The organism is Clostridium beijerinckii (genome assembly GCF_036699995.1).
GTDB lineage: Bacteria > Bacillota > Clostridia > Clostridiales > Clostridiaceae > Clostridium > Clostridium helianthi.
The window spans coordinates 591,939-616,789 of the sequence record NZ_CP144906.1; the positions used below are offsets into that span (position 1 = coordinate 591,939).

General features: G+C 29.7%; 23 protein-coding genes. 19 read left to right on the forward strand and 4 right to left on the reverse strand.

Translation table 11 applies throughout. The features are described from left to right. The first annotated feature begins 99 nt into the window (after positions 1–99). From PZA12_RS02945 to PZA12_RS02960, 4 genes are all read left to right on the forward strand, one after another. Positions 100–996 carry a metal ABC transporter solute-binding protein, Zn/Mn family gene (locus PZA12_RS02945; RefSeq protein ID WP_011967826.1) on the forward strand — a complete coding sequence of 299 codons (897 nt, stop codon included), beginning with the start codon at positions 100–102 and terminating at the stop codon, positions 994–996. Between the two features lie 500 nt (positions 997–1,496). Then, the gene (locus PZA12_RS02950) at positions 1,497–3,287 is read left to right on the forward strand and encodes a MutS-related protein (protein WP_103697897.1); all 1,791 of its coding nucleotides are present in this window, start codon (positions 1,497–1,499) and stop codon (positions 3,285–3,287) included. Positions 3,288–3,333: 46 nt separating this feature from the next. Then, on the forward strand, positions 3,334–4,245 hold the full coding sequence (locus tag PZA12_RS02955; protein WP_078115852.1) for a 3'-5' exonuclease: 912 nt from the start codon (positions 3,334–3,336) through the stop codon (positions 4,243–4,245). Positions 4,246–4,363: 118 nt separating this feature from the next. Beyond that, positions 4,364–4,813, forward strand: a complete 450-nt coding sequence (locus PZA12_RS02960; RefSeq protein WP_077839237.1) for a CBS domain-containing protein — start codon at positions 4,364–4,366, stop codon at positions 4,811–4,813. A gap of 229 nt (positions 4,814–5,042) precedes the next feature. Here the strand turns inward: PZA12_RS02960 and PZA12_RS02965 are convergent, their stop codons facing one another. From PZA12_RS02965 to PZA12_RS02975, 3 genes are read right to left on the reverse strand one after another with little or no spacing between them, the layout of a single operon-like run. Then, a complete protein-coding gene (locus PZA12_RS02965) occupies positions 5,043–5,702 on the reverse strand; it encodes a DUF1292 domain-containing protein (RefSeq protein ID WP_078115853.1) in 660 nt (219 codons plus the stop codon). A 10-nt stretch (positions 5,703–5,712) separates the two neighbouring features. Then, positions 5,713–6,363, reverse strand: coding sequence for a PspA/IM30 family protein (locus PZA12_RS02970; RefSeq protein ID WP_077839239.1), 651 nt, complete (start codon positions 6,361–6,363; stop codon positions 5,713–5,715). Between the two features lie 21 nt (positions 6,364–6,384). Continuing rightward, on the reverse strand, positions 6,385–6,972 hold the full coding sequence (locus PZA12_RS02975) for a hypothetical protein (protein ID WP_192927455.1): 588 nt from the start codon (positions 6,970–6,972) through the stop codon (positions 6,385–6,387). 542 nt (positions 6,973–7,514) lie between these two features. Here PZA12_RS02975 and rpsA point away from each other — a divergent pair. Continuing rightward, entirely contained in the window at positions 7,515–8,669 is a 1,155-nt protein-coding gene (gene rpsA / locus PZA12_RS02980; protein WP_103697896.1) for a 30S ribosomal protein S1, read from the forward strand. A gap of 73 nt (positions 8,670–8,742) precedes the next feature. Here rpsA and pyk read toward each other — a convergent pair whose 3' ends face one another. Then, the gene (gene pyk, locus PZA12_RS02985; protein WP_011967834.1) at positions 8,743–10,161 is read right to left on the reverse strand and encodes a pyruvate kinase; all 1,419 of its coding nucleotides are present in this window, start codon (positions 10,159–10,161) and stop codon (positions 8,743–8,745) included. 163 nt (positions 10,162–10,324) lie between these two features. Here pyk and PZA12_RS02990 point away from each other — a divergent pair, with 163 nt between their 5' ends. From PZA12_RS02990 to PZA12_RS03055, 14 genes are all read left to right on the forward strand, one after another. After that, entirely contained in the window at positions 10,325–11,782 is a 1,458-nt protein-coding gene (locus tag PZA12_RS02990; protein ID WP_077304128.1) for an aminoacyl-histidine dipeptidase, read from the forward strand. 365 nt (positions 11,783–12,147) lie between these two features. Next, positions 12,148–12,741 (forward strand): C40 family peptidase, encoded by a 594-nt coding sequence (locus PZA12_RS02995; protein WP_011967836.1) that lies wholly within the window; start codon positions 12,148–12,150, stop codon positions 12,739–12,741. Positions 12,742–13,083: 342 nt separating this feature from the next. Beyond that, positions 13,084–13,758: a sporulation-associated protein gene (locus tag PZA12_RS03000; RefSeq protein WP_103697895.1), complete on the forward strand. Its 675-nt coding sequence runs from the start codon at positions 13,084–13,086 to the stop codon at positions 13,756–13,758. A gap of 294 nt (positions 13,759–14,052) precedes the next feature. After that, positions 14,053–14,619 (forward strand): Maf-like protein, encoded by a 567-nt coding sequence (locus PZA12_RS03005; RefSeq protein ID WP_077868991.1) that lies wholly within the window; start codon positions 14,053–14,055, stop codon positions 14,617–14,619. A 51-nt stretch (positions 14,620–14,670) separates the two neighbouring features. Continuing rightward, positions 14,671–15,360 carry a RadC family protein gene (gene radC / locus PZA12_RS03010; protein WP_077868990.1) on the forward strand — a complete coding sequence of 230 codons (690 nt, stop codon included), beginning with the start codon at positions 14,671–14,673 and terminating at the stop codon, positions 15,358–15,360. A 20-nt stretch (positions 15,361–15,380) separates the two neighbouring features. Continuing rightward, the gene (locus PZA12_RS03015) at positions 15,381–16,397 is read left to right on the forward strand and encodes a rod shape-determining protein (RefSeq protein WP_011967840.1); all 1,017 of its coding nucleotides are present in this window, start codon (positions 15,381–15,383) and stop codon (positions 16,395–16,397) included. 2 nt (positions 16,398–16,399) lie between these two features. Beyond that, positions 16,400–17,248 carry a rod shape-determining protein MreC gene (gene mreC, locus PZA12_RS03020; protein WP_077868989.1) on the forward strand — a complete coding sequence of 283 codons (849 nt, stop codon included), beginning with the start codon at positions 16,400–16,402 and terminating at the stop codon, positions 17,246–17,248. A gap of 9 nt (positions 17,249–17,257) precedes the next feature. Beyond that, positions 17,258–17,749: a rod shape-determining protein MreD gene (gene mreD / locus PZA12_RS03025; protein WP_103697894.1), complete on the forward strand. Its 492-nt coding sequence runs from the start codon at positions 17,258–17,260 to the stop codon at positions 17,747–17,749. After that, positions 17,746–20,640: a penicillin-binding transpeptidase domain-containing protein gene (locus PZA12_RS03030; RefSeq protein WP_103697893.1), complete on the forward strand. Its 2,895-nt coding sequence runs from the start codon at positions 17,746–17,748 to the stop codon at positions 20,638–20,640. The genes mreD and PZA12_RS03030 overlap by 4 nt, the downstream gene beginning before the upstream one ends. Positions 20,641–20,797: 157 nt before the next feature. Next, positions 20,798–21,478, forward strand: a complete 681-nt coding sequence (gene sfsA / locus PZA12_RS03035) for a DNA/RNA nuclease SfsA (protein WP_078115859.1) — start codon at positions 20,798–20,800, stop codon at positions 21,476–21,478. Between the two features lie 199 nt (positions 21,479–21,677). Continuing rightward, positions 21,678–22,337 carry a septum site-determining protein MinC gene (gene minC, locus PZA12_RS03040; RefSeq protein WP_078115860.1) on the forward strand — a complete coding sequence of 220 codons (660 nt, stop codon included), beginning with the start codon at positions 21,678–21,680 and terminating at the stop codon, positions 22,335–22,337. Positions 22,338–22,357: 20 nt separating this feature from the next. Next, positions 22,358–23,158: a septum site-determining protein MinD gene (minD, locus tag PZA12_RS03045; protein WP_078115861.1), complete on the forward strand. Its 801-nt coding sequence runs from the start codon at positions 22,358–22,360 to the stop codon at positions 23,156–23,158. Between the two features lie 14 nt (positions 23,159–23,172). Then, a complete protein-coding gene (gene minE, locus PZA12_RS03050; RefSeq protein WP_011967847.1) occupies positions 23,173–23,442 on the forward strand; it encodes a cell division topological specificity factor MinE in 270 nt (89 codons plus the stop codon). Between the two features lie 269 nt (positions 23,443–23,711). Beyond that, positions 23,712–24,842: an FtsW/RodA/SpoVE family cell cycle protein gene (locus PZA12_RS03055; RefSeq protein ID WP_077868985.1), complete on the forward strand. Its 1,131-nt coding sequence runs from the start codon at positions 23,712–23,714 to the stop codon at positions 24,840–24,842. Positions 24,843–24,851 lie beyond the last annotated feature (9 nt).

Here is a 24,851-nt window from a genome sequence, read left to right on the forward strand (position 1 = left end):
CTAAATTAATATTTAACTAATCTTGACATATTTAAACTTTAACAGTAATATTATAAACAGAGTTGCAAATGCAAATCAGATGCAAACTGGAGGTATAATATGAAGAAGAAAATAATTTCGGGAGCGTTAGCGGTATTAGTAAGTTTTATGCTAATAGGATGTGGAGCTAATGCAAATACTGGAATACAAAACAAAACTGAAGATAAATTAAAAATTGCAGTTTCAATATATCCATTAAAAGAATTCGCAGAGAAGATAGCTGGTGATAAAGCTGATGTTATATGTCTAGTTCCTGATAATATGGAGCCACATGATTATGAGCCTAAAACCAAAGATTTTCAGGAATTAACAAAGAGTAATGCGTTTATTTATAATGGCTTAGGCATGGAAGAATGGGTAGGTCAAGTAAATGAAGCTATTAAGAATACTAATGTAATTGTTGTAGATTCAAGTACTGGTATAGAAACCAGGCAAGAGGGGGATGCGGTTGATCCACATGCTTGGCTAAGTTTAAAAAATGCTGAAATCCAATCAAGCAATATAAAAGATACACTAGTAAAGTTAGATGAGAAAAATAAGGATTATTATGAAGAAAACTACAATAAATTTAAAGAGGAATTAGAGAGTTTATATAGTGAATATAAACCTAAATTTGATACATTAAGTAAGAAAAATTTCATAACAGGTCACGCTGCATTTGGATATTTATGCAGAGACTTCGGATTAACTCAAAAATCAGTAGAAAATTTATTTGCAGAGGGTGAGCCAACTCCTAAGCAATTAAAAGACTTAGTAAGTTTTTGTAAAGATAACAATATAAAGACTGTTTTTTCAGAGTCGTTAGCGAGCCCTAAAGTTTCGGAAACTTTAGCAAAAGAAGTTCAAGCTGATGTAGTTCCAATACTTACATTAGAATCAAAAGAAGATGACAAAAATTATATAGAAGCTATGAGATACAATTTGGATGAGATATACAAGTGCTTATCTAAAGAATAAACTAGATTAATTTTAATAAAGATTAAGGATTATTTTCAAGGTTATATTGGAAATAATCCTTTTAATTTTAATCCTTGGAGTTAATAAAATCACATATTAGGTAGATTTCTCTGACTTAAATAAAAAAATTATCTTAGTGTTTTAACAATATATATAAGTTTAATGAAAAAATAATTTAAACAAAGGAATATAAATCGAATTTATTATGGTAATATTATACTTATAGAATATGTATTTTATAGATGAACTCACTACATACAGCTAAAATAGATATAAGGTAATAATAAAATAGATTACACAAGATAAAAGGTAGATTAAAATATCCTGAATTAAAAATAAGATATCTTAATGTACTTTATTTTATTTATGATATAGAATTGGAACATTAGTTTAATTTATATTAATTATTTGAGCTTTGTTTAATTTTAAATTACGAAGTTTAGTTTATAGTCAATAAGAAGATTGCTTATAAAAATAAAATTATTATGTTAGGAGGAATTATGAGTTTAGCAGAAGAATTTTATAAAGAGAACATGCAACGATGTTTAAGACAAACAAAAGACCTGAACTATAAGGTAAATATTATTGGATGGAGCAGGTTGTTTGTAGTATTTTTAGGTTTATTAACTGATTACATTTTATATAGTCAGAATAAATTAAGTCTAATATTAATCTCAACTATATTTTTTATTGGTATCTTTATTGTTTTGATATTTTATCACAATAATATAATTCAATACAGAGAAAAGATCAATATGATAATGAAAATTAATGAGAAGGGAATAAAAAGATTAAGTGGAGATTTTACGAGTTTCGAGGATTCTGGTTCAGAGTATTTAGATTATAAGCATCCATTTGTAGATGATTTGGATGTATTTGGCAATAACTCGATTTTTCAATATATTAATGATACAGTAACTAAAGGAGGAAGAGAAGAACTAGTAAAGTTATTAAAAAATGAAGGAAATTTGAATAAGCTTGATATTGCTGAAAGACAAGAAGCTGTAAAGGAACTGAGCAAAAAAGCTGCATGGAGGCAAAGTTTAATTCTTGAAGGTAGTTTGAAAAAATCAAAAGATATAGACTTAGATAGTTTAATTAATTGGAGTGAAGATGCAGAATCATCAAGTCCACTGAGAATTGTTATTGCATGTACTTTTATTTTAGTAACAATTTTTTCGATATATTTAGCAATAGCAAAGGTAATACCACAATCATTTCTACTTTTAAATTTTATGGTGAACTTTATCGTTGTTAAAGTGTTATCTAAAAGCATGGGTTCAGAGATTAAGTTATTTGAATCCATAAAGAATAGCATATATGGGTATAGTAAAATTTTATTTCTAATAGAAGAAGAAAATTTTGATTCAAAGTATTTAAAGAACTTACAAGGAAAGTTGAAAAGTGATAAATTAAGTTGTAAGGAAGAGATGAGAGCTTTTTCTAATATCTTAGATTGGATGGGAAATAGTTCATATAATGCATATTATCTCTTATTTAATATACTATTATTTTCTGATGTATTCCTATTAAGAAGTTTAGAAAAGTGGAGAGAAAAGAATGGGAATAAGCTTAAAGGCTGGTTAGAAGTAATGCATAAAATAGATGCATTAGCTAGTGTATGTAATTTGTCATTTGAAAATGAAAATTGGACGTATCCTGTTATTTTAGATAAAAATGAAATAAGTGCAGTGAATATAGGTCATCCTTTATTAGGAGAAAAAGCAGTTAAAAATACATTTTCAATGACGGGTAATCAAAAGGTTTCTCTAATCACAGGTTCCAATATGTCTGGGAAAAGTACATTTTTAAGAACACTTGGTACTAATCTGGTTTTAAGTTACATCGGAGCACCAGTGCATGCAGATAAATTTTCTTGTGGAATTATGAAGATATACACTTGCATGAGAACAAAAGATAATTTAGAAGAGAATATTTCATCATTTTACGCAGAAATTTTAAGAATAAAAATATTAATAGAGGCATGTAAAAGAGGAGAAAGTGCATTTTTTCTACTAGATGAAATATTTAAGGGAACTAATTCAAGAGATAGGCATACTGGTGCCTCTGTATTGATTAAACAGTTAATTAAATACGGAGGGGTTGGGCTTGTTTCTACTCATGACTTTGAATTATGTGATTTAGAAAATGAAAGTGAAGAGATAATAAATTATAATTTTAGAGAATTTTATGAAAATAATAAAATCAAATTTGACTATATTCTTAGAGAAGGAAGAAGTACAACACAAAATGCAATTCATTTAATGAAGCTTGCAGGAATAGAAGTATAAATAATTAAGTTTAAAGAATTAAAATTAGCATTAGAAAGGATTAAGCATGGGGTACATTATTATTGACTTAGAATTTAATAATTTAAAAAATATAACTAATTATCAAAAAGATTTTTTTGAAAAATATGGCGAGTTTGATTCAGTAAGTCTGGAAAATGAAATTATAGAAATAGGTGCAGTAAAAGTAGATAAATATATGAAACCTATAAAAGAAATTAGGGAGTATATTAAGCCTAAAATATTTCCTGTAATTAATCCAATAGTAACAGAAATCACTAAAATAGATATGGATATACTTAATGAAAAAGGAGTGTCTTTTGAAGATGCTATAAGTAAATTAAAGGATATGTTTGAAGATGGAGATGTTTTATGCTCATGGGCAAAGGATGATGTTGCAGAATTAATTATTAACGCCCATTATTATAATTATAATGATTTAAGATGGTTAAATGAATATCTCGATATTCAAGAATATGTTACTAAAATTTTAGCTCATAAAAAAGCATTGGGGCTTAAGTCAGCTTTAGATGAATTAAAAATTAAAGTAGATGATACAAAATTACATGATGCTTTAAATGATGCAAAATATACCGTCGAAGTATTTAGGAGAGTATATAATTCTAGAGTGATAAAAAATTATATAGTTAAAGATATATATAATATGCCTGCTATACAGGTATCAGATCTTGAGAGTATAGAAATAGAAGAAGAAAAATTAATGCTAAAGTGTCCTAAGTGTGGAAAAAAAATTGATTTACAAACTCCTATAAAGCTTTTAAATTGGAGATTTGCAGCTGTAGGCACTTGTCCGAAATGTAAGTGCAATGTTTTATGCGAAGTTTTGGTTAAAAAGACTCTTCAAGGAGAGAATGGATATAACGAAGTTAATAGTGTATTGAAAGATGAAGCGTACTTAAATTATATCTATAAGTTAGAGAATAGTGAGAAAAAAAGGTGATTTCAGTATATATTCAGAAATAAGTAAGAATTTAGTTAAAGAAATTTAATCCGAGATATGATAAAATAGTTTTGTGAAGAAGAACAAAACGAATACATTGAATGAAAGGATTTTATTTATGAATATAGCCTTTTTTCTTACACCAAAAAATGAAGTTGTATGTGAAAATCAAGATGCAACTATGAAACAAGTTATGGAGAAAATGGAATGCTACGGATACACAGCGATTCCTATTATAGATAGAGAAGGAAAATATGTTGGTACGCTAACAGAAGGCGACCTATTGTGGAAGTTGAAAAATACACATAATCTAAATTTTAAAAACATAGAATCTGTTAAAGTTAAAGACATTTATAGAAAAACAACTCATAGGTCTGTTTCTATAACTTCAAATATAGAAAGCTTAATATCTTTAGCTGTAAGTCAGAATTTTGTGCCTGTAACCGATGATAATGGTACTTTTATAGGGATAATAAAAAGAAGTGATATAATCAATTATTGTTTCAATGAGATGGAAAAGAGAAAAGAATTAGAAATACAACAATTTTCAATGTATGATGAAGGTTAAAGTATTATAAATATAAGATCGCATTTATTTTGAAAATTTAAATGTATGAGCGACTCAACTGGTAAAAAAGGAGATACGCATCTTTTATAGTAAAGATCCGTATCTCCTTTTATTTGTATAAAGAATACCACCGGTTAGACCGGTGGTTCTGACTCTGAGAAAGATTTGCTTTTATGAATAAATTTCGGGCTATAACTTTTATATTATTAGATAATAGGTTTTTAATAATCTATTCTGCATTTTGATAAGTTTCTACTACAAAATCAAACTCGTTGGGATCAGTTATCTCTCCGTAACTATCTTCTTTTATTCCAGGGTAATAGTATAGTACTAGCTTATCATTAGAGTTGTTGAAATTTTCTAGAAGAATATATAAATTATCTAAAGTACAGTCTTCAACGACAGCTAAAACATTATATTTTGAAGAAACTCGAGTATCGTTGTTAGTAAGATCTAGCGTAAAATTATCAAACTTTCTTACATTGACTCTTTCTTTATCACAAGAGCAAATTAAAGAACCGCTTCTACAGCTTGAACATTTTTTGAAATTGCAATCAAATGCACAGTTTAAGCATTCACAATGAGAACATTTTTCTAACTGTTTAAAGTTTTCTCTATTTTTAGTTTTGAAATCTTGAAGTAAGCTTATGCTAGGACTAGATTTGAACATTGAAAATAAAGATTTTTTCTTACAGTCAGTTTCTGCAGAATCCAAAAGCTTCATATATTCCTTAAGAATAGGTGATTTAGAGAAATATTTTCTTATTTTTGAATCTCTTTCTGAAATAAATGGGGATATTTCACTTATGGCATAAGCTATATCAGTATAAATCTTTCCCCAATACCTTCGTTCTTCGTTAATAAAATTTAGGTCCTTATCACTATCCATATTTTATCACCTAATTAGATTTGTATTTTGCTAATTCAAGATCTAAATCAACTTCATCTAATTTCTTAAATTCACTATCAAAATCATCTAGGTCTCTTAGTTCACCTAAACCTTGAGCAAGAGCTTCTTTACGTTGAATTTTTCTTTCTATACTATCAATTTGTATTGAGTTACTTTTAGTTTGAACATTAGCTAGAACCTCATTTACTTTTTGAGAGGCTTCAGCATTTGCAAATCTTGCAGCTGCCTCATCTCTGTAACTTCTAGTCTTTGTTATTTCTTCTTCCAAAGCACGTAAATTTGCCTTTAAAGTATCTGCTTGTATTTTAGCATTATCATAGCTTGCTTGTAGAGAAGCAGCCTTTTTATCTGTTTCAACTTTTTTAGCTAATGCTCTTTTTGCTAATTCCTCATTTCCCTTGCTTAGTGCTAATCTAACCTTTTGATCATAATCTTCAGATTCTTTTTTAGCAGAATCTAGTTTTTTCTCAATTTCATGAACATTACCTAAAATTTGAGCTGAACTCAATTTTGCTTTATTGAATTGTTCATCCATATCTCTTAGTTTTTGATCTAATAATTCAACTGGATTTTCCATTTCATCTAATGAGTTGTTTACTTTTGCCTTGATCATATTTGACATCCTTGAAAAAATTCCCATGCCTATACCTCCAAATAATTATTATTTTCTTTTATTATTTAAATATTTTTTTATTAATATAATAGCTAGTACGAATACTCCAGCTAAAACTAAGGTGTTAATTAATGAGCTTGTTGGTGAACCAAAATAAAATGGTCTGTAAAAGTATCCTCCACCAAAGAACGGCCAGAATGAATGTCTGTTGGAACCACTATTATATGTTTGAGTATTAGTATTTTTATTATCATTTGTATTAGAAGAAGTTGAGGGGTCAGTGGTTCTACTTTTATCAGTTGTAGAATAAGAACCGCTACTAAATCCTTGTGATCCACCACTACTTGAAGATGAAGAAGAATTCTTTGAATTTGAGTTTGAAGAATCACTATTCGAAAAATTACCAGATTTAAATCCTTCACCGCTCTTTGAACTACTTGAATCACCACTTGTGCTTGTTGAGGATTTACTAGATGAACTTGATCCACTAAAAGATCCTGAACTAAATCCACTACTTGATTTTGAACTGCTAGAACTAAATTTGCTGCCGCTAGAGCTTGATCGACTGCTACTACCAGTTGATTTAGCAAAGGCGACTGTAGTATTGTTAGATGTATTTATACCTATAAATGACATAGCATCTAAAGATAAATTAGAAAATATAAATATGAATGTTAAAAATATAGTTAAAGCATATTTTTTTTTAATCTTACGAATAGTGATCACCCCTTAAAAGATTATGTACTTATTATATAAAAAAGATTCCTTATACACAATATGGAAAAGCAATGAAAAAAGACTAAAAAGGATGATTATAATTGTATATCGCAACAAAGGTTATTATATCTCTTTTATAATGGTTATTTCTTATCCTTTTAAATGGTATTATATACTACATATCAAAATTGTAAATAATTTTGATAATAATTAGATTAAAACAATGTGTATTTTTATATTAAGATAATATGAGGATTAAATTTTAAAATGATTGTATATATGTTGCAAGTAACAATTAAGGCTAAATTTCTTGCAATATTTTTAGAATTATCATGAAGAATTATTTTGGTAACATATATATTATAATTATATTTGTAGCACAGCAAACCGTACTTGTGTAAAAGATTCTATTAGACTATTATTGTAAGTAAGAAAAATTATAATGAGGAGTGAATTATACTATGTCCAATGAAGAATTAGAAAGCAATATGAGTGAACTTTTAAATCAATACGATGTAAAAAGACTAAATAGAGGAGATGTATTAAAAGGTAAGGTTATAGATGTAAACGATAAGGAGGTTTCGGTTAATATAGATTATGCTTTCGATGGATTAATAGCTAAAGAAGAAGTATCTATAAATGGCAGGGATCCAAGGGAAGTAGTCAGCAAAGATGATGAAATTTATGTTTATGTAATATCTCCAAATGATGGTGAGGGGTATGTTGAACTTTCTTTAATAAAAGCCTTAGAAATAAAGGAAAGAGAAGAATTAAGTGAATGTTTCAAAGAAAAAAAGAATGTTAAAGTACATGTGAAAGAAGAAACCAAAGGTGGAGTAATTGCATACTATGGCAACGTAAGAGTGTTTATTCCAGGCTCTCTTGCAAGCAGAGAAAGAATTCAACTTAATAATTTAATAGGAAGAGATTTAGATGTTAGAATCACTGAATTAGACTTTAAGAACAAAAAAGTTATAGCATCAAGAAGAATTATTGAAGAAGAAGAATATAATAAAAATAAGAAAAATATATGGGATAATTTAAAAGAGGGAGAGAAAAGAAACGGAGTTGTCAAGAAAATAGTTAAGTTTGGAGCTTTTGTTGATATTGGGGGAGTAGAAGGATTAATTCACCTTTCGGACTTATCATGGGAAAGAGTAAATAAGCCGGAAGATATAGTTAAAGAGGGAGATAAGGTAGAAGTATTTATAGGTAATATAGATAGAAAAAATGAAAGACTATCATTAATATTAAAAGATGTAACTAAAGAGCCATGGACAGTTCATGGTAAAGATATTAATGAAGGCGATATATTTGAAGGAAAGGTTGTGCGTCTTACTACATTTGGTGCATTTGTTGAGTTATTTGATGGTATAGAAGGTTTAGTTCATATAACAGAGATTACAGACGAACATATTGCAAAGCCTTCAGATGTATTGGAAGCCAATCAAAAAGTAAAGGTTAAGGTTCTAAGTATCAATATGGAAGAAAAAAGAATAGCATTGAGCATAAAAGAAGCTGTAGAAACTAATAAAGAATATCTTGATTACATTGACAACAGTAATGAAAGTGGAACATCATTAGGAGATTTACTTAAAGGATTTAAATTTGAGTAGATTTACAGAAGTTTAAATATGAAAAATAAGTATGGATAATTATCCATACTTATTTTATTTTTGGGTATTCTGCTTAAATTTTTTCTATTTTTAACATATTAGTTCCGCCAGTTTGAGTTGTTGGCATTCCAGCAGCAACTATTATATCGTCTCCAGGTTGTGTGAAATTTAGACTAAATACTGTGTTTTTAGCTTCTGTTAATATTTCATCTGTTGAGTTAAACATTTTACAAGGCATTGGGAAGATTCCAAAGTTTAAGCTTAATCCTTTTCTTACTTGTTCATAAGGTGTTATAGCTATGATTGGAGCCTTTGATCTGTATCTTGAAAGTAGTCTTGCAGTAGCACCGCTCTTAGTTGCTGCCACTATAGCTTTTGCATGTAATATGTTAGCTGTTCTACATGCTGAATAACTTATTGCAGCTGCGTAGTCAGTAAGTGATGGTTCTCTAAGTCTTGCAGTTAAGTGGTTATAATCTAAGTATTCTTCAGCTTCTTGAGCAATTTTTGACATTGTCTTTGCTGCTTCTATAGGGAAACAACCAGAAGCACTTTCTCCACTTAACATGATTGCATCAGTTCCATCAAAAATAGCGTTACAAATATCACTTGCTTCAGCTCTAGTTGGAAGTGAATTTCTAATCATTGAATCAAGCATTTGAGTTGCAGTTATAACAACTTTACCAGCTTCATTACATTTTCTGATTATCATTTTTTGTATTATAGGCACTTTTTGAATTGGAATTTCAACACCCATATCTCCTCTGGCAACCATTACAGCGTCAGTTACTTCGATGATAGAATCTATATTATCTACACCTTCTTGGTTTTCAATTTTAGCTATTACCTTTATATGTTCCCCATGGTTTTCTTTTAGAACTTTCTTTACATCTAAGATATCACTGGCTTTTCTTATGAAAGATGCAGCAATAAAATCAACGCCCATTTTGCATCCGAATTTTATATCTTCTATATCTTTTTCTGTAATTGATGGTAATTTAATAACTACATTAGGTACATTTACACCCTTATGATTTTTAATTTCACCACCTACAACAACTTTTGTATGAATTGTTTTACCTTCAACACCAGTAACTTTAAATTTTAGAAGACCATCATCAACAAGAATTTTTCCGCCAACTTTTATATCTTGATAAAGCACATCATATGAGATTGAGCATCTTTTCTCATCACCAAGAATTTCTTCGCCACATATGAAATCGAAATCGTCACCGTCATTAAGAGTTACACCATCGTTTACAAAGTTATGAGTTCTGATTTTTGGACCTTTAATATCAAGAACTATAGCTGTTGCAGAATTCATTTCTTTACTTAGACGTTGGATTAGTTCGATTTTTTCTTTGTGTGTTTCATGTGTACCATGAGAAAAGTTTAATCTTGCAGCGCTCATCCCAATTTCAATGAACTTTCTTAAAGTCTCCTCATTATCGCTTGCTGGACCAATAGTAAAAATCATTTTTGTTTTTTGCATATAAACACCTCACATTAAAATTTTGTATATATATTATAGTGTGTGAAATAATTAATCATAAAATAATAAAAATATACATAATATAGCAATATTTTATGATAAACTAAGAAAAGATATGTATAATCATATTCTATCATATAATTGATGAAAGGAAGAGAGTAGAATGAAAAATTTAGAGAATATTACGGGGAAAAGAATTTTTTATCATTTTAATGAAATAAGTAAGATACCAAGAGGTTCTGGAAATGAGAAACAAATAAGTGATTATTTATTGAGCTTTGGAAAGAGTTTAGGATTAGAATGTATTCAAGATGATGCCCTAAATGTTATTATTAAAAAACCTGCATCAAAAGGGTATGAGAAAGCTCCAACAGTTATAATACAAGGTCATATGGATATGGTGTGTGAGAAAAATAACGATAAAATTCATGATTTTGAAAAAGATCCAATAAGTTTAGTGGTCAAAGATGATTATATATATGCAGATAATACAACTCTTGGAGGAGATGATGGAATTGCTGTTGCTTATGCGATGGCAATATTGGAGGACACATCGATAGAACATCCTGCTATAGAGGTATTAATAACAACAGATGAAGAAACAGGAATGACTGGAGCTAAAGCTGTACGATCAAAAGATTTAGATGGAAAAATTGTTTTGAATTTAGATTCAGAAGAAGAGGGAAAACTTTGGGTCAGCTGTGCTGGTGGAATTAGAACTGAATCTACTTTGCCTATTGAATGGACAAATAAAAAAGAAAATACAAAAGAATATGTGATTGAAGTTAAAGGATTAGCTGGAGGACATTCAGGAGCTGAAATTCATTTAGAAAGAGGAAATGCAAATAAATTAATGGCAAGAGTATTAAGGGAAATCTTAAATAAGGTATCTTTTAATTTAGTTTCATTAAAAGGTGGAGCAAAAGATAATGCAATACCAAGAGAAGCTATGGCGGTTATTTCAATTGATCAATCAAAGGAAAAAGAACTGATTGAAGCTAAAACAAAGATAGATAGTGATATTTCTAAAGAATTGAGCACAAAAGATCCAGGACTTAAGATAACATTATCTGAAAGTAAAGATAAAATAGAAAAAGTATTTTCAGATGATACTACAACTAAAGCAATTAGTTTATCATATTTGTATCCAAATGGTGTAAACACAATGAGTTCTGAAATAGAAGGATTAGTGGAAAGTTCATCAAATCTTGGAGTGGTAACAACCAATGAAAGTGATATAAAATATCATAGTGCTGTTAGAAGTTCTGTGTTTTCATTGAAAGAAGAAATAGTTGAAAGAAATAAATGTTTAACTGAAATTATGGGTGGTACATTTGAGTCTGCCGCAGGATATCCAGAATGGCCATATAAAAGTGATTCAAAAATAAGGGATATATGCAAAGATGTATACCTTAGAATGTATGGAAAAGAAGCAGAAGTTGTAGCTATCCACGCTGGATTAGAATGTGGGATACTTAAGGAAAGACTTGGAGATTTAGATATGATTAGTTTTGGTCCTAATATCATTGATATACACACTCCAAATGAACATTTAAGTATATCTTCTGCTTGTAGATGCTTTGAATATTTAGTAGAAGTTCTTAAGGAAATTAGAAATTAGTATAAAAAATTAATTAGAACAGTAAGTTAACCAGAAAATTTATTGGATAACTTACTGTTTTTTTTATTATTCTCAGGATTTTGAGTTTTAAGTTTATTTATAAAAAAGATAATGAGTAAGAAATAACAAAATGTAAAACAAAAGTCAGAAAATTATAAATTTACAGTAAATGACCATTATTGATAGCAATATTGAGGAAATTAGAGATATTTCGGTATAAATAAGAATATAAAAGTATAAAAGGTTTGACCTTTACCTAGCTTATCACTATACTAGATACATGTTTTAAAATTTACAGTAAAGTGTAAACGATAACTAAGGTGCCTTTTAAGGTAATATAGATTAGGTATGGAGAGGAATTTAAGATGAAAATTAAAAATAATAGGCTTATGAAATGTGTAATTACAACTTTTATTTTTTCGGGAGTTTTTCTTATTAATATGCAACATGCCAAAGCTGATACTACATTAACACATAATAGAGGAATTACAATTAAGACTAGTGAACTTAAAACAGCTAAAGTGATAAAAGCACCATCAGATTCAGAAACAGTATCAAATGGTGAAGATTCAGTATCAAGAGGAGCAATTAGTAAGGGAAATGAAGTCGTAAATTATGCATATAAGTTTTTAGGAAAGCCATATGTTTATGGAGCGGTTGGTCCAAATGCTTTTGATTGCTCAGGATTAACACAATATGTTTATAATAAATTTGGTGTAGATATATCAAGAACTACATATACACAAGTAAATGTAGGGACTAAAGTGGATAAAAGTAATTTAAGAGCTGGAGATTTAGTTTTTTTTAATACAGAAGGATCAATTAGCCATGTGGGAATTTATATTGGAAACGGAGAATTTATACATGCGCCAAGGTCTGGAAAACCAGTAATGGTAAGTTCATTGTGTGATGGATACTATTCAGAAAGATATGCTACTGCAAGAAGAATTTTTTGCTAATGGATATAGTTAACTTAAGATGCTAAATGTAAATATAATATAGTTGGAAATGATATAGAAGTATGCCTAGGAGTGTAGGAATATGACTTTCTATAGCCTTAATATTGCAAATATATAAGTTTAGATTTTTAAAATATGCCCTATATAATATTTTTTTATTTAACATAATTCATATATGTGTAACTTGCAGAATAAATATTAATATATAAGAAATCTGAAAAAATAGCAGGTCAAATATATATAATATTATTCTGTTTTATAATGTTTTCTATAAGTTTTGATAACATATAAAACTTAACTTTTTGACACGCTATTTTTAGAATGTTCAAAAGGGGGGAGACTATGAGATACACAAGATATGAATATAAAAAATCAGGCAGGATGAAATTCTTATGTAGTGTTGTCGTTATCGTTGGGATATCTATAGTTGGAGGCGTGCTTATTAGTAATGTTATCTTTGATGGGAAGAGTGTACAAAACGTAGGCATAAATAGTTCAAAATCTTCAACTCAAGGTGACTATAACGGTACAATAAAAAATATCATCGCACTGCAATGTGGTTATTATTCAAAAGAGGAGAATGCAAAAGAGTCGCTATCTGCAATATCAAAATACTGTCAGCCATTTATAGTAGAAGATGATGGTAAATATAGAGTTTTAGCAGGAATATACAATGAGGAAGATGGCTTAAAAAAGATAGAAGAATTCAAGTCCAATAATATTGATGTCGCTAAAATTAGTTTAGGTGCTTCTAGTGATGACTTGGAAAATAAAAAGCTCATAGAAATTATGAATGGATTTTTGACAATTGTGAATAAGTTACAAGATAATCAGGTGAAAAGTATAAAAACAGCAGAATTTAAAGCCTGGACGGATGGAATTGTAAATGAAGGAAGCACAGCCAAATCAAATAAGATAAGCCAATTATATGATTATGTAAAAAATCTGCCTGATGAAATGGATAAAACGAACAGTAGCAATGATATGCAGGAGTTATATAAACTTATTAAAAACTGAAAGATTTAGTTAATAATTATTACAACAAAATTACATTTATATAAAAAAACTTATAACTTAATATAACACACTTGTTTAAGAACATCTTAAATGATAAACTATAAGGTGTAGAAATGGTAGAATATCATTTCTACACCTTTAAAATTTAATAGTTTTTGGTTAAAAAATTAACATGTCTACAATATATATTATTTGTCAATGATATATAATAAGGTACATTCAAAGAATGGGAGATCATTATGCTCGCCTATTATTTTTCATGTGCCAAAATTCTTTATTTTAGGATGTGAATATATGAAAGTAATATTAGCTTCTGCTTCAGAAAGACGACAAGAACTCTTAAGTAGATTAATTAAGAATTTTGATGTTATTGTCAGTAATTTTGATGAGAGTAAAGTTATTTTTGAGGGCTCTATAGATAGATATGTTAAAGACATAGCTTTAGGAAAGGCACTGAATGTTAAGAATAAGCTAGATGAGGATGCGATTATAATTTCAGCTGATACTGTAGTCACCATAGACAATATGATACTAGGAAAACCAAGAGATGAAGAAGATGCTTTTAATATTATAAAATCACTTCAAGGTAGAAAACATTTGGTTTATTCTGGTGTTGTTGTGATTAATACAGCTAAAAATTTGACGATTCAAGAGAGTTTATCTACTGAAGTTACTTTTTCTGAAATAAGCGACGATGAAATATTAGAATACATAAAAACTGGTGAGCCTTTAGATAAAGCTGGTGCTTATGGAATCCAGGGGATAGGTGGAATATTTGTTGAAGAGATAAGAGGATGTTATTACAACGTTGTTGGACTGCCACTGAATAAGCTAAAGTTTATGCTTAAAGAGATACAATAATTATATTTTAGGGATAGAGGGGAAATCATATATTTGGAGGTAATATATTATATGGAAAGTAGCCTTAAAATCAAAGATATACCACAAAATGAACGGCCTAAAGAGAAATTATTAACTTATGGAGCAGAATCTTTAAGTAATTCGGAATTATTAGCAATAATAATTAGGACTGGAACACAAGGAGAGAATGTTCTTCAATTGTGTAGCAGGCTTTTATCTGAGCTAGAAGGGCTAAATGGTATTTTAGATGCAAGTTTTGATGATATAGTATCTATAAAAGGTATTAAACAAGGAAAAGCTTCACAAATTTTAGCTTTAGCTGAGCTTTTTAAGAGATTTAGAACATTGAAAGCAATAAATAATGACATCAAAATAACTTCACCAAAAGACTTATCAAGTCTTCTCATGGGAGAAATGAACGAATTAAATCAAGAAGTATTAAAAGTTGTCTTATTAAATACCAAGAATATAGTTGTTGGTATTAAAGATGTTTTTAAGGGTAGTTTAAATACGTCGGTTGTGCATCCGAGAGAAATTTTTAAGCAAGCTATAAGTAAGAATAGCGCATCGATAATTATATGTCATAATCATCCGTCAGGCGATCCGACGCCTAGCAGAGAAGACATAAATATAACACTAAGAATTAAAGAATGTGGAAATATTATAGGAATTCAATTAGTAGACCATATTATAATAGGAAATAATAAATTTGTTAGCCTCAAAGAAAGAGGACTAATATAGAATTGGAAGGGGAAAAATAAATGGGATTTTTTGGATCAGGAAAAGATATGGGGATAGATTTGGGAACTGCAAACACCCTAGTATTTGTAAAAGGTAAAGGAATAGTTTTAAGAGAACCATCTGTTGTTGCAATGAACACTATGACTAAAAAGACATTAGCGGTTGGATCAGAAGCTAAGCTTATGATTGGTAGAACCCCAGGAAATATAGTAGCTATAAGACCATTAAAAGATGGAGTAATTGCAGATTTTGATACAGCTCAAACAATGATGAAAAGTCTAATAGAAAAAGTATCAACTAAGAATGCATTTAAAAATCCAAGAATAATAGTTTGTTATCCATCAGGAGTTACAGAAGTTGAGAAAAGAGCTATCGAAGAAGCTACAAAACTTTCAGGAGCTAGAGATGTTATTTTAATGGAAGAACCAATGGCAGCAGCAATCGGAGCAGGGCTTCCAGTAAGCGAACCAACAGGAAGTATGATAGTTGATATTGGCGGTGGAACAACAGAAGTTGCTATTATTTCATTAGGTGGTATAGTAACTAGTAAGTCACTTAGAATAGCTGGTGACGAGTTAGATCAATCAATAATATCTTATATTAAAAAAGAATTTAACTTAATGGTTGGAGAAAGAACAGCTGAACAAGTTAAAATGGAAATAGGTTCAGCTTATAGGACTTCAGATGAAGAAACAGTCATGGAGATTAAAGGAAGAGATATGATTACTGGGCTTCCAAAGATTGTTGAAATTTCAGAAACTCAAGTTAGAGAAGCTTTAAAAGAACCAGTATATGCTATTATAGAATCAATTAAGACAACATTGGAAAAGACTCCACCAGAACTTTCAGCAGATATTATGGAAAAAGGTATAATGTTAGCAGGTGGCGGGGCATATCTAAAAGGATTAGATATACTTATAAATAAAGAAACAAACATGCCTGTACATATTGCGGAGGCACCTCTTGATTGCGTAGTACTTGGAGCAGGGAAGGCACTAGAAGATTTTGATAAAATTAGCAGAGATCAAAGAGGTTAAATATGAAGCTTCTTAAGAATAAACTGGCAGTAACTATTATAGTACTGTCAGTTAGCTTTTTAGGGTTAATAGTTTATACAGTTAGAAAGGAAAATAGAAGTATTATTGAAAGTGGTGCCGGTAGTACTTTAAATCCAGTGCAAAGTCTCTTATATTCAGGAACTAGTAGGATTAAAGAGACCTTAGATTTTTTCTTGAATTTTTCAGAAGTAAAAGCGCAAAATAAAGAATTAATTAAAGAAAATCAAGAACTTGAAAATGAGTTGGCTAGTTATTCAGATTTAAAAGAAGAAAATGATAGATTAAGACAAGTGTTGAATTTTCAGGAAGAAAGAAACAATTATAACTATGTAGCATGTGATATTATAGGATATAGTGGTGGAAACTTTTTAGATGGTTATGTGGTAAATAAAGGAAAAAATGACAATATACAAAAGGGTATGATTGTTATAGCGGCTCAAGGTCTAGTGGGACAAGTAACCAGTGTTGGAAGTAATTGGTGCATAGTTCAATCTCTGATTAATGAAAATATAGCAGTAAGTGTTATGGATCAAAGTACTAGAGATGCTACAGGTTATATAAAAGGTTTCAAAGATAGTACGGGAGAAAACTTAGCTAAGGTATATGATCTTCCAATGAATTCAGATGTTAAGGAAGGCGATGTAATAATGACATCTGGAGTAGGAATGCTTTATCCAAAGGAAATTAGAATTGGTGAAGTAATTTCAGTAGAAGAAGATAAAGTAAAAGTAATGAAGAATGCAGTTGTAAAACCATATGTAGATTTTAATAAGTTAGAAGAATTATTTATTGTCTCTCCAAAGGATACGAGAGAAATTAAATATAATTAGAGGTTTATAATGGAAAAATTAATTATTATTTTGATTTCTATAGGATTGGTTATATTAGATAACTCACTAATTCCTTTTTTTTCAATAAAGGGAGCTTATCCCAGTTTAATATTTACTTTTGCTATAGCTTATTCATTAGTCAATAAGAAAGAACGAGCTGTATTTATGGGTGTTGTGAGTGGGATACTTCAAGATATTTTCTTTTTTAATGGTTTTGGTGTAAATTCATTATTGAATTTATTTCTATGTCTTCTAGCAAGTTTTATTGGAGCAGGAATAATAAAGACTAAGAGACTGATACCTGTGATCTCGGCTTTTTTTATAACAATAATTAAATACGCAGGAGTTATGTTGATATTTAATTTTTTTAATATTGAAATACAATTTTCTAAAAGTATCATTATGGGGGTATACAACGGAGTAATAATGTTTTTTGTGTATAAATTAGTAATGAATGTTTATGATGATGAGTATTCAAAGCAAAGATGGAGGTTTAGATGATAGTAAATAAACCAACTAATAAAAAGAAAAAGAAGATTTCTAGATATACAGTTTTATCTATAATTATGATAGCTATATTTTCAGTGATCATTCTAAAATTGTTATATATTCAAGTATTTAATTATGATGAATATAAGGATAAAGCAGATGTAACATCAACAAGATTTATATCAGAAAAAGCCCCAAGGGGTAAAATATATGATGACAAAGGAAATGTTTTAGCAACTAATATTCAAACATACACTATTACATATACGGAAACAAAAGATGCTGATAAACAGTTTTATATAACTATGAAAGAACTTTTTAAAATATTGGATGAAAATGGAGAAGGCATTCAGGATTCGTTACCTTTAAAAATTGATGGTAATAATAATATATATTTTGAGTATAAAACTAATGAGAAACAATCCCAAAATATAGAGGAATTGAGATTTAAAAAGGATAGGGGACTGAATGACACTCTAAAAAACAAAATGTTCAAGGATGTTGAAGAATTATCGGATGAACAAAATGCAAAACTAGATGAAGAACTTCTGAAAATAACTCCTGATGATGCATTTTATGCATTAGTTAAATCGTATAATTTAATTGGCCTTGTAGATCCAGATTATGACTCAAAAGAAAAGAAGAATGTCTATTCTAAAATGGAAGGCAAGGATTTAACAGATATGATTTTAAAAGAAGGGTATTCTTTAAATGATATTAGAAAATTTATGCTTGTAAAAGATGCTATAAAAATGCAAAGTTTTAAAGGATATAAATCAGTAACTATTGCAGAGAATATTAAGAAAGATACTTCATTAATAGTAATGCAAAAGAAATACGATTTGCCAGGAATAAATGTGAGTTCGGCACCTATAAGATCATACCCATATAATAATTTAGCATCTTCAGTTTTAGGGTATGTATCTTCAATTAATGATACACAAAAATCAACATATGAACTTAAAGGATATGATGTTTCATCAGATTCTGTAGGAAAGTCTGGAATAGAATCGGCTTTCGAAGAACAATTAAAAGGAGTTAAGGGTGGAACAACTGTTAAAGTTAACTCTAAAGGAAGTGTTTCGCAAGAATTATTTAAACTTGAACCTTATCCGGGAGATGATGTTCATCTTACAATAGATAGAGATATTCAATATGCAGCAGAGCAAGCATTGGCAGATAAAATTGCTGATATGCAGGCTACCGGAAGAGATGATAAAGGAAATAGACTATTGAATGCAACCAGAGGTGCATTGGTAGCAGTTGAAGTTAAAACTGGAAGGGTATTAGCTTTAACAAGTTATCCTAATTTGAATCCAAATTTATTTACAGTTCCAGGACAGTTAACTCCTGAGCAGTATAAAGATTATTTTAATCCTGATCTAGAAAAGTTTGGACAGGAGTTTATTAAAAGAATGGGACTTAATAAAACTGTTGATGATTTGTTCCCAGTAAGAAATGGAGTTAGATGGGATAAATTTGATTTATACCCAAAAGCAACATTTAATTATGCAACTCAGTCATTAATTCCACCGGGTTCTACATTCAAGCCTCTTACAGCTGTTGCAGGTTTAGAATCAGGGGTAATAACTCCAGGTGAAATGATAAATGATACAGGAGTATTTAATATTCATCCAGAGATTTTTGGTAAAGCTTTTAAGCCAGGAGGATTAGAAGCTGCACAAGGGAACATAAGTTTAACAACAGCTATAGCAAAATCTATTAACTTCTACTTCTATGAAACTGCTACTAGAATGTATATACAAGCAGGAGGTAAGGCTAATAATGTTGAAGCTCTAAATTCTCTTGCTAAATATGCTTGGCAATTTGGATTAGGAGTTGATCCAAATAGTAATGCAAAGAAGTCAACAGGAATAGAAATTGGAGAAAGCTTTGGTCAGACGTACAATTTTACTGATAATAAAAAGAATTTCTTAGCAATGTCGACAGATAACATAATTACATTTTTAGATAACGGTGAATACAACGGAGTGTTTTTTGCTCCAATTCATTTAAAAGATTCTGATAATGATAATGATGCAGTTAAGGCAGCTAAGAAAGCAATCAAAGATAAAGTCAAAGATGCTATAGATAAGAATTCTGATAATCAGCAAGCAGTAAGCCATGATTTTTTTGCCAAGGATATAAAAAAAGATGTTTTAAACCTAATGAATAATTCTGATGAGTATAAGGCAAGTATATCTGGAAGAAGCGTAAATATTGATTCCCAGGCTACAATAGTAGCAGAAGAATTAGCTCAATTTGCAACTAATGATATGCCAGGACAAGTAAGATCCCCAGGTTCACTTGTTTCAGCATCAATAGGTCAAGGAATGAATAACTTTACTCCATTGCAACTAGTATCATACATATCAACTATTGCAAATGGAGGAACAAGATATAAGATTCATTTGGTAGATAAAGTTACAGATGGGGATGGAAATATAGTTCAAGAGTTTAAACCAGAAGTTTTAAATACAGTTAAAATGTCAAAAGAGACTCAAGATGCTGTTAAGCAAGGAATGACAGCTGTTAACCAAGAAGCAGATGGTACCGGTAGTTCTACATTTTTAGGATATCCAATACCAACAGCTGGTAAGACTGGTACAGCCGACGTTTCTGATGATCAATTAGAAAAAGGAAGGGAACCTTACGCAACATATGTCAGTTTTGCGCCAGCAAATGATCCACAGATAGCTGTAGCAGCGGTAGTATTTGATGGAGGTCATGGAAGTAATATTGCATCAGTAGTTAAATCAGTTTATGATGCTTATTTCAAGGATCAATTAAAGAATGACACACAGTATACTTCATCATCAGATACATGGAAAAAATATGTTTTAGGTAATCCATATACTCAAGAGGCAAATGCTTCACAGGCAAATACAAACCAAACTCATTAGTAAAAATTTATAATAGAAATCTTGTATTTAAATATAAATTAATAAAAATCAATTGATTTGTAAGGTATCTATATTAGGTATGCAATTATAAAAATTGCATAAAGTAAACCTAATTATAGATACCTTTTTATAAAAAATTAGATTTAGTGAGGGAAAAATGAAATATAATAATATTCTAAAAGGAAAATTTATCTCAAGACCAAATAGATTTATAGCTTATGTTGAAATTGATGGCAATGAAGAAGTTTGCCATGTAAAAAATACTGGAAGATGCAAGGAACTTTTGACACCTAATGCGACAGTATTTATTCAAAAAAATGATAATCCTAAAAGGAAAACTAAGTTTTCTCTTATAGGCGTTATAAAAGGAGACAGAATGATCAATATGGATTCTCAAGTAACTAATAAGGTTGTTCATGAATGGATATTAAAAGGGAACCTCTTAAAAGATGTGACGTTAATAAAACCAGAAACTAAATATAAGAATTCAAGGTTTGACTTTTATGTTGAGACAAAGAATCAGAAAATTTTTATAGAAGTAAAAGGAGTGACTTTAGAGAATAATGGAATTGTAAAGTTTCCTGATGCACCTACGGAAAGAGGTCTTAGGCATCTTAGAGAACTTGTTGATTGCGTTAAAGAAGGGTATGATGCCTACGTCATATTCGTAATACAAATGAAAGATGTTGTTCATTTTGAACCTAATGTAGAGACTCATAAGGAATTTGGAGATACACTAAAATATGCAAAAGAGAATGGTGTAAATATAGTTGCAGTAGACTGTTTAGTGGATGAAGACAGTATTAATATAAGGGATTATGTTGATGTAATATTATAGTGTGATAGCTGTTCAATGCTTTGGTATATACACTGCATATTATCAAATTTTGATGTTTTATATGCTTTTGTAAAATTTAATCAAAAATTAGTGAAACATATATACAAAAATAGTCAGTATAATGATATAATTTTAGAGAGGTTGCCATTTTCAAAACAATTTAACTATTTTAACCTGCAAAATTCATTGGAGGGAATGAATGTATAATAATGATGGTATTTTAATAAAGGGAAATAAAGATGGAATAAATACAACTATCAATATGAATAAATTTGCTTGTTTTGATGATATGCTTGTATTACTAATAAAGAAACTTTCTAAAGGAAAGCATTTTTATAAAGGGACAACTCTAATATTAAGAATAGATTTAAAATTGGTTAATAAAAAGGAAGTAGGCATTCTTAAAGAAAAATTATTAACTCAAATTGAATTAAAAGATATTGTTCTAGAAGATATAGAAAAGGAAATTGAGCAGGTGAATGAAAAAGAGGTTAAGGTATTCTCCGGTGTATACGAAGGGAAAACTAAATTTATAAGAAAGACAGTTAGAAGCGGAGAATGTATTAATTACCAAGGAAACATAGTTATAGTAGGAGACATAAATAGTGGTGCAGAAGTATATGCAGCAGGGAATGTAATTGTTTTAGGACGTATAAGGGGTAAAGTGAGCGCTGGGACTAATGGAAATATAAAAGCGGTAATAGCAGCATTCCTACTACAACCTGAACTATTAAAAATTGCAAATGTTATAGCTATGTCTCCAGATGATATCCAAAAGCCAAGCTATCCAGAATTAGCAAGAATTAGGGATGGGTTGATAATAGTGGAACCATATTTACCAAATAAATATATATACTAAAACGTCGGAGGGATTTTTTAATGGGAGTATCTATTGTAATAACTTCAGGTAAAGGTGGAGTTGGAAAAACAACAACTACAGCCAATATAGGAACTGCTTTAGCATCACTTGGTAAGAAAGTAGTTGTTATAGATGGAGATACAGGGCTTAGAAATTTAGATGTATTGCTAGGATTAGAAAATAGAATAGTATATACAATAATTGATGTTATAGAAGGAAGATGCAGATTAAAACAAGGACTTATAAAAGATAAGAGATTTGCTAATTTATTTCTTTTACCAACAGCTCAAACTAAGGATAAAGATGATATAAGTCCACAGGAAATGTTAAAAATAGTAAATGAATTAAAAGAAGAGTTTGATTATGTCTTAATAGATTCTCCAGCAGGAATAGAACAAGGATTTGAAAATGCTGTAATAGGTGCGGAAAAAGCAATTATTGTTGTAAATCCAGAAATAACATCTGTTAGAGATGCTGATAGAGTTATTGGTAAGCTTGATTCAAAGGGATTGGAAGACCATTCTGTTATTGTAAATAGATTGAACTATGAAATGACTAAGAATGGAGATATGCTTGATGTAGCTGATATTATTGAAACATTATCAGTAGAGTTACTTGGAGTAGTTCCAGACGATAAGAATATAACTATTTCAACTAATAAAGGTGAACCTATTGTGTTAGAAGAGGGTGCGATTGCTGGACAAGCGTTCAAGAATATAGCTAGAAGAATTACAGGTGAGGAAGTTCCTATTATTGATTTACATACAGAAGAGCATCAGGGATTTTTTAGCTCCTTAAAGAAGCTATTTAAGCGAAATTAAGGGAGGTTGAGAGAATGGGTTTTTTTAAGAGTTTAAATAGTAAGCCAACACCTAAAGAAGTTGCAAAAGACAGACTAAAGCTAATTCTTATACATGATAGAGGAGAAATTGCCCCAGATATTATTGAGAAAATAAGAGAAGAGATTTTAGAAGTAATTTCTAAGTATATTGATATACAAGTTGAGGATGTTGAAATATCCGTAAATAAGAATGGAGATGAAGAAGGTGAAAATACTTCTGCATTAATAGCTAACATTCCAATTAAAAGTATAAAGGGAAGATAAGTAACTTGTTTTGTTTAAATTATAAGAGATGTTTGTTTTAAAGAATTGTATGGCTAATTCTTTAAAACAAGTCATCTCATTTTTTTATAATAATTAAGTTTGTTAAATATGGATGACTTTGGGTATTTAACAAGATATTATCTTTAAATTATTACAAAATTATTATGTTTTTTATACCCAATATAATTATTATGGAGAATGCGGTAATAATAATGTATAATTAAGATTGATTGAGTTATATAAGATTAATATAACTAGGAGGTGAGATATTGTTTAGACTATTAAAATTAGATATGAAATTAATTAAAGAAATTGATAAGACTATATTAATTTCTTTAATTCTTTTAATTTTATACGGAACATTTAATATATATCTATGCACAAAAGGACAATTTGGATTGAGTTTTGTAAAGCAACAGCTGGGTTGGTTTGCAATATCACTTGTAGCGTTATATATTTTTGTGGCAGTAGATTATAAGATAATATTTAACTATGTACCTATATTATATTGGGGAGTTGTAGTTCTTCTTATATTAACCATGGTTCCAGGGATTGGAATAGTAGTTAATGGTGCTAGAGGATGGATCCGTTTAGGAGTAGGTAACCTTCAGCCGTCAGAATTTGCAAAGTTTGTAATTATACTTATGCTGGGTAAGAAGTTAGATGAGATGGACGGAAAAATAAATGATGTTAAGAATTTTTTAACACTAGCATTTTATTGCATAGTACCAGTAATATTTATTGTAATCCAACCTGATATGGGAATGAGTATGGTATGTTTCTTTATAGTTTTAGGAATATTTTATACAATGGGGTTTGATACGAGAATTATTGCTGGAGGATTAGCCTGCTTAGTACTTGGAATAGTGATTGTGTGGAATTCAGGACTCATAGAAACATATCAAAAAGCAAGATTTACAGCATTTTTGAATCCAAGCATCGATGATGCAAGTACGTATCATTTAAATCAGTCGTTGATTGCAATTGGTTCAGGTGGATTACTTGGAAGTAGTCCGTCGCTGGCTCAAGATGGGGTTACAACATATGCTGCACAAAATGTACCAGAAGTTCAGACGGACTTTATTTTTGCTGCAATAGCAGATCAATGGGGCTTTTTAGGTGCAATTGTTTTGTTAATGCTTTACGGATTTCTTATATATAAGATGATTTCAGTAGCACGAACATCTAAAGATATATTTGGCTCAGTTATATGTGTTGGAATAGTGTCATATTTTTTATTTGCTATATTGCAGAATATAGGGATGACAATAGGATTACTACCAATTACAGGAATAACCCTGCCGCTTGTTAGCTATGGAGGAAGTTCATTGCTTACAACAGTAATTTCAATAGCACTAGTAATAAATGTAGGAATGAGAAGAAAAAAGATACACTTTTAGAATATGCAT

Coding starts and splice junctions, on each gene's coding strand:
- PZA12_RS02955 (WP_078115852.1), top strand. CDS start 3,334: ATGGGGTACATTATTATTGACTTAGAATTTAATAATTTAAAAAATATA.
- PZA12_RS02965 (WP_078115853.1), bottom strand. CDS start 5,702: ATGGATAGTGATAAGGACCTAAATTTTATTAACGAAGAACGAAGGTAT.
- sfsA (WP_078115859.1), top strand. CDS start 20,798: ATGAAATATAATAATATTCTAAAAGGAAAATTTATCTCAAGACCAAAT.
- PZA12_RS03005 (WP_077868991.1), top strand. CDS start 14,053: ATGAAAGTAATATTAGCTTCTGCTTCAGAAAGACGACAAGAACTCTTA.
- minD (WP_078115861.1), top strand. CDS start 22,358: ATGGGAGTATCTATTGTAATAACTTCAGGTAAAGGTGGAGTTGGAAAA.
- mreC (WP_077868989.1), top strand. CDS start 16,400: ATGAAGCTTCTTAAGAATAAACTGGCAGTAACTATTATAGTACTGTCA.
- pyk (WP_011967834.1), bottom strand. CDS start 10,161: ATGCAAAAAACAAAAATGATTTTTACTATTGGTCCAGCAAGCGATAAT.
- PZA12_RS02990 (WP_077304128.1), top strand. CDS start 10,325: ATGAAAAATTTAGAGAATATTACGGGGAAAAGAATTTTTTATCATTTT.
- mreD (WP_103697894.1), top strand. CDS start 17,258: ATGGAAAAATTAATTATTATTTTGATTTCTATAGGATTGGTTATATTA.
- PZA12_RS02960 (WP_077839237.1), top strand. CDS start 4,364: ATGAATATAGCCTTTTTTCTTACACCAAAAAATGAAGTTGTATGTGAA.
- PZA12_RS03030 (WP_103697893.1), top strand. CDS start 17,746: ATGATAGTAAATAAACCAACTAATAAAAAGAAAAAGAAGATTTCTAGA.
- PZA12_RS02950 (WP_103697897.1), top strand. CDS start 1,497: ATGAGTTTAGCAGAAGAATTTTATAAAGAGAACATGCAACGATGTTTA.
- PZA12_RS02970 (WP_077839239.1), bottom strand. CDS start 6,363: ATGGGAATTTTTTCAAGGATGTCAAATATGATCAAGGCAAAAGTAAAC.
- radC (WP_077868990.1), top strand. CDS start 14,671: ATGGAAAGTAGCCTTAAAATCAAAGATATACCACAAAATGAACGGCCT.
- minC (WP_078115860.1), top strand. CDS start 21,678: ATGTATAATAATGATGGTATTTTAATAAAGGGAAATAAAGATGGAATA.
- PZA12_RS02945 (WP_011967826.1), top strand. CDS start 100: ATGAAGAAGAAAATAATTTCGGGAGCGTTAGCGGTATTAGTAAGTTTT.
- PZA12_RS03015 (WP_011967840.1), top strand. CDS start 15,381: ATGGGATTTTTTGGATCAGGAAAAGATATGGGGATAGATTTGGGAACT.
- minE (WP_011967847.1), top strand. CDS start 23,173: ATGGGTTTTTTTAAGAGTTTAAATAGTAAGCCAACACCTAAAGAAGTT.
- PZA12_RS02995 (WP_011967836.1), top strand. CDS start 12,148: ATGAAAATTAAAAATAATAGGCTTATGAAATGTGTAATTACAACTTTT.
- PZA12_RS03000 (WP_103697895.1), top strand. CDS start 13,084: ATGAGATACACAAGATATGAATATAAAAAATCAGGCAGGATGAAATTC.
- PZA12_RS02975 (WP_192927455.1), bottom strand. CDS start 6,972: ATGTCATTTATAGGTATAAATACATCTAACAATACTACAGTCGCCTTT.
- rpsA (WP_103697896.1), top strand. CDS start 7,515: ATGTCCAATGAAGAATTAGAAAGCAATATGAGTGAACTTTTAAATCAA.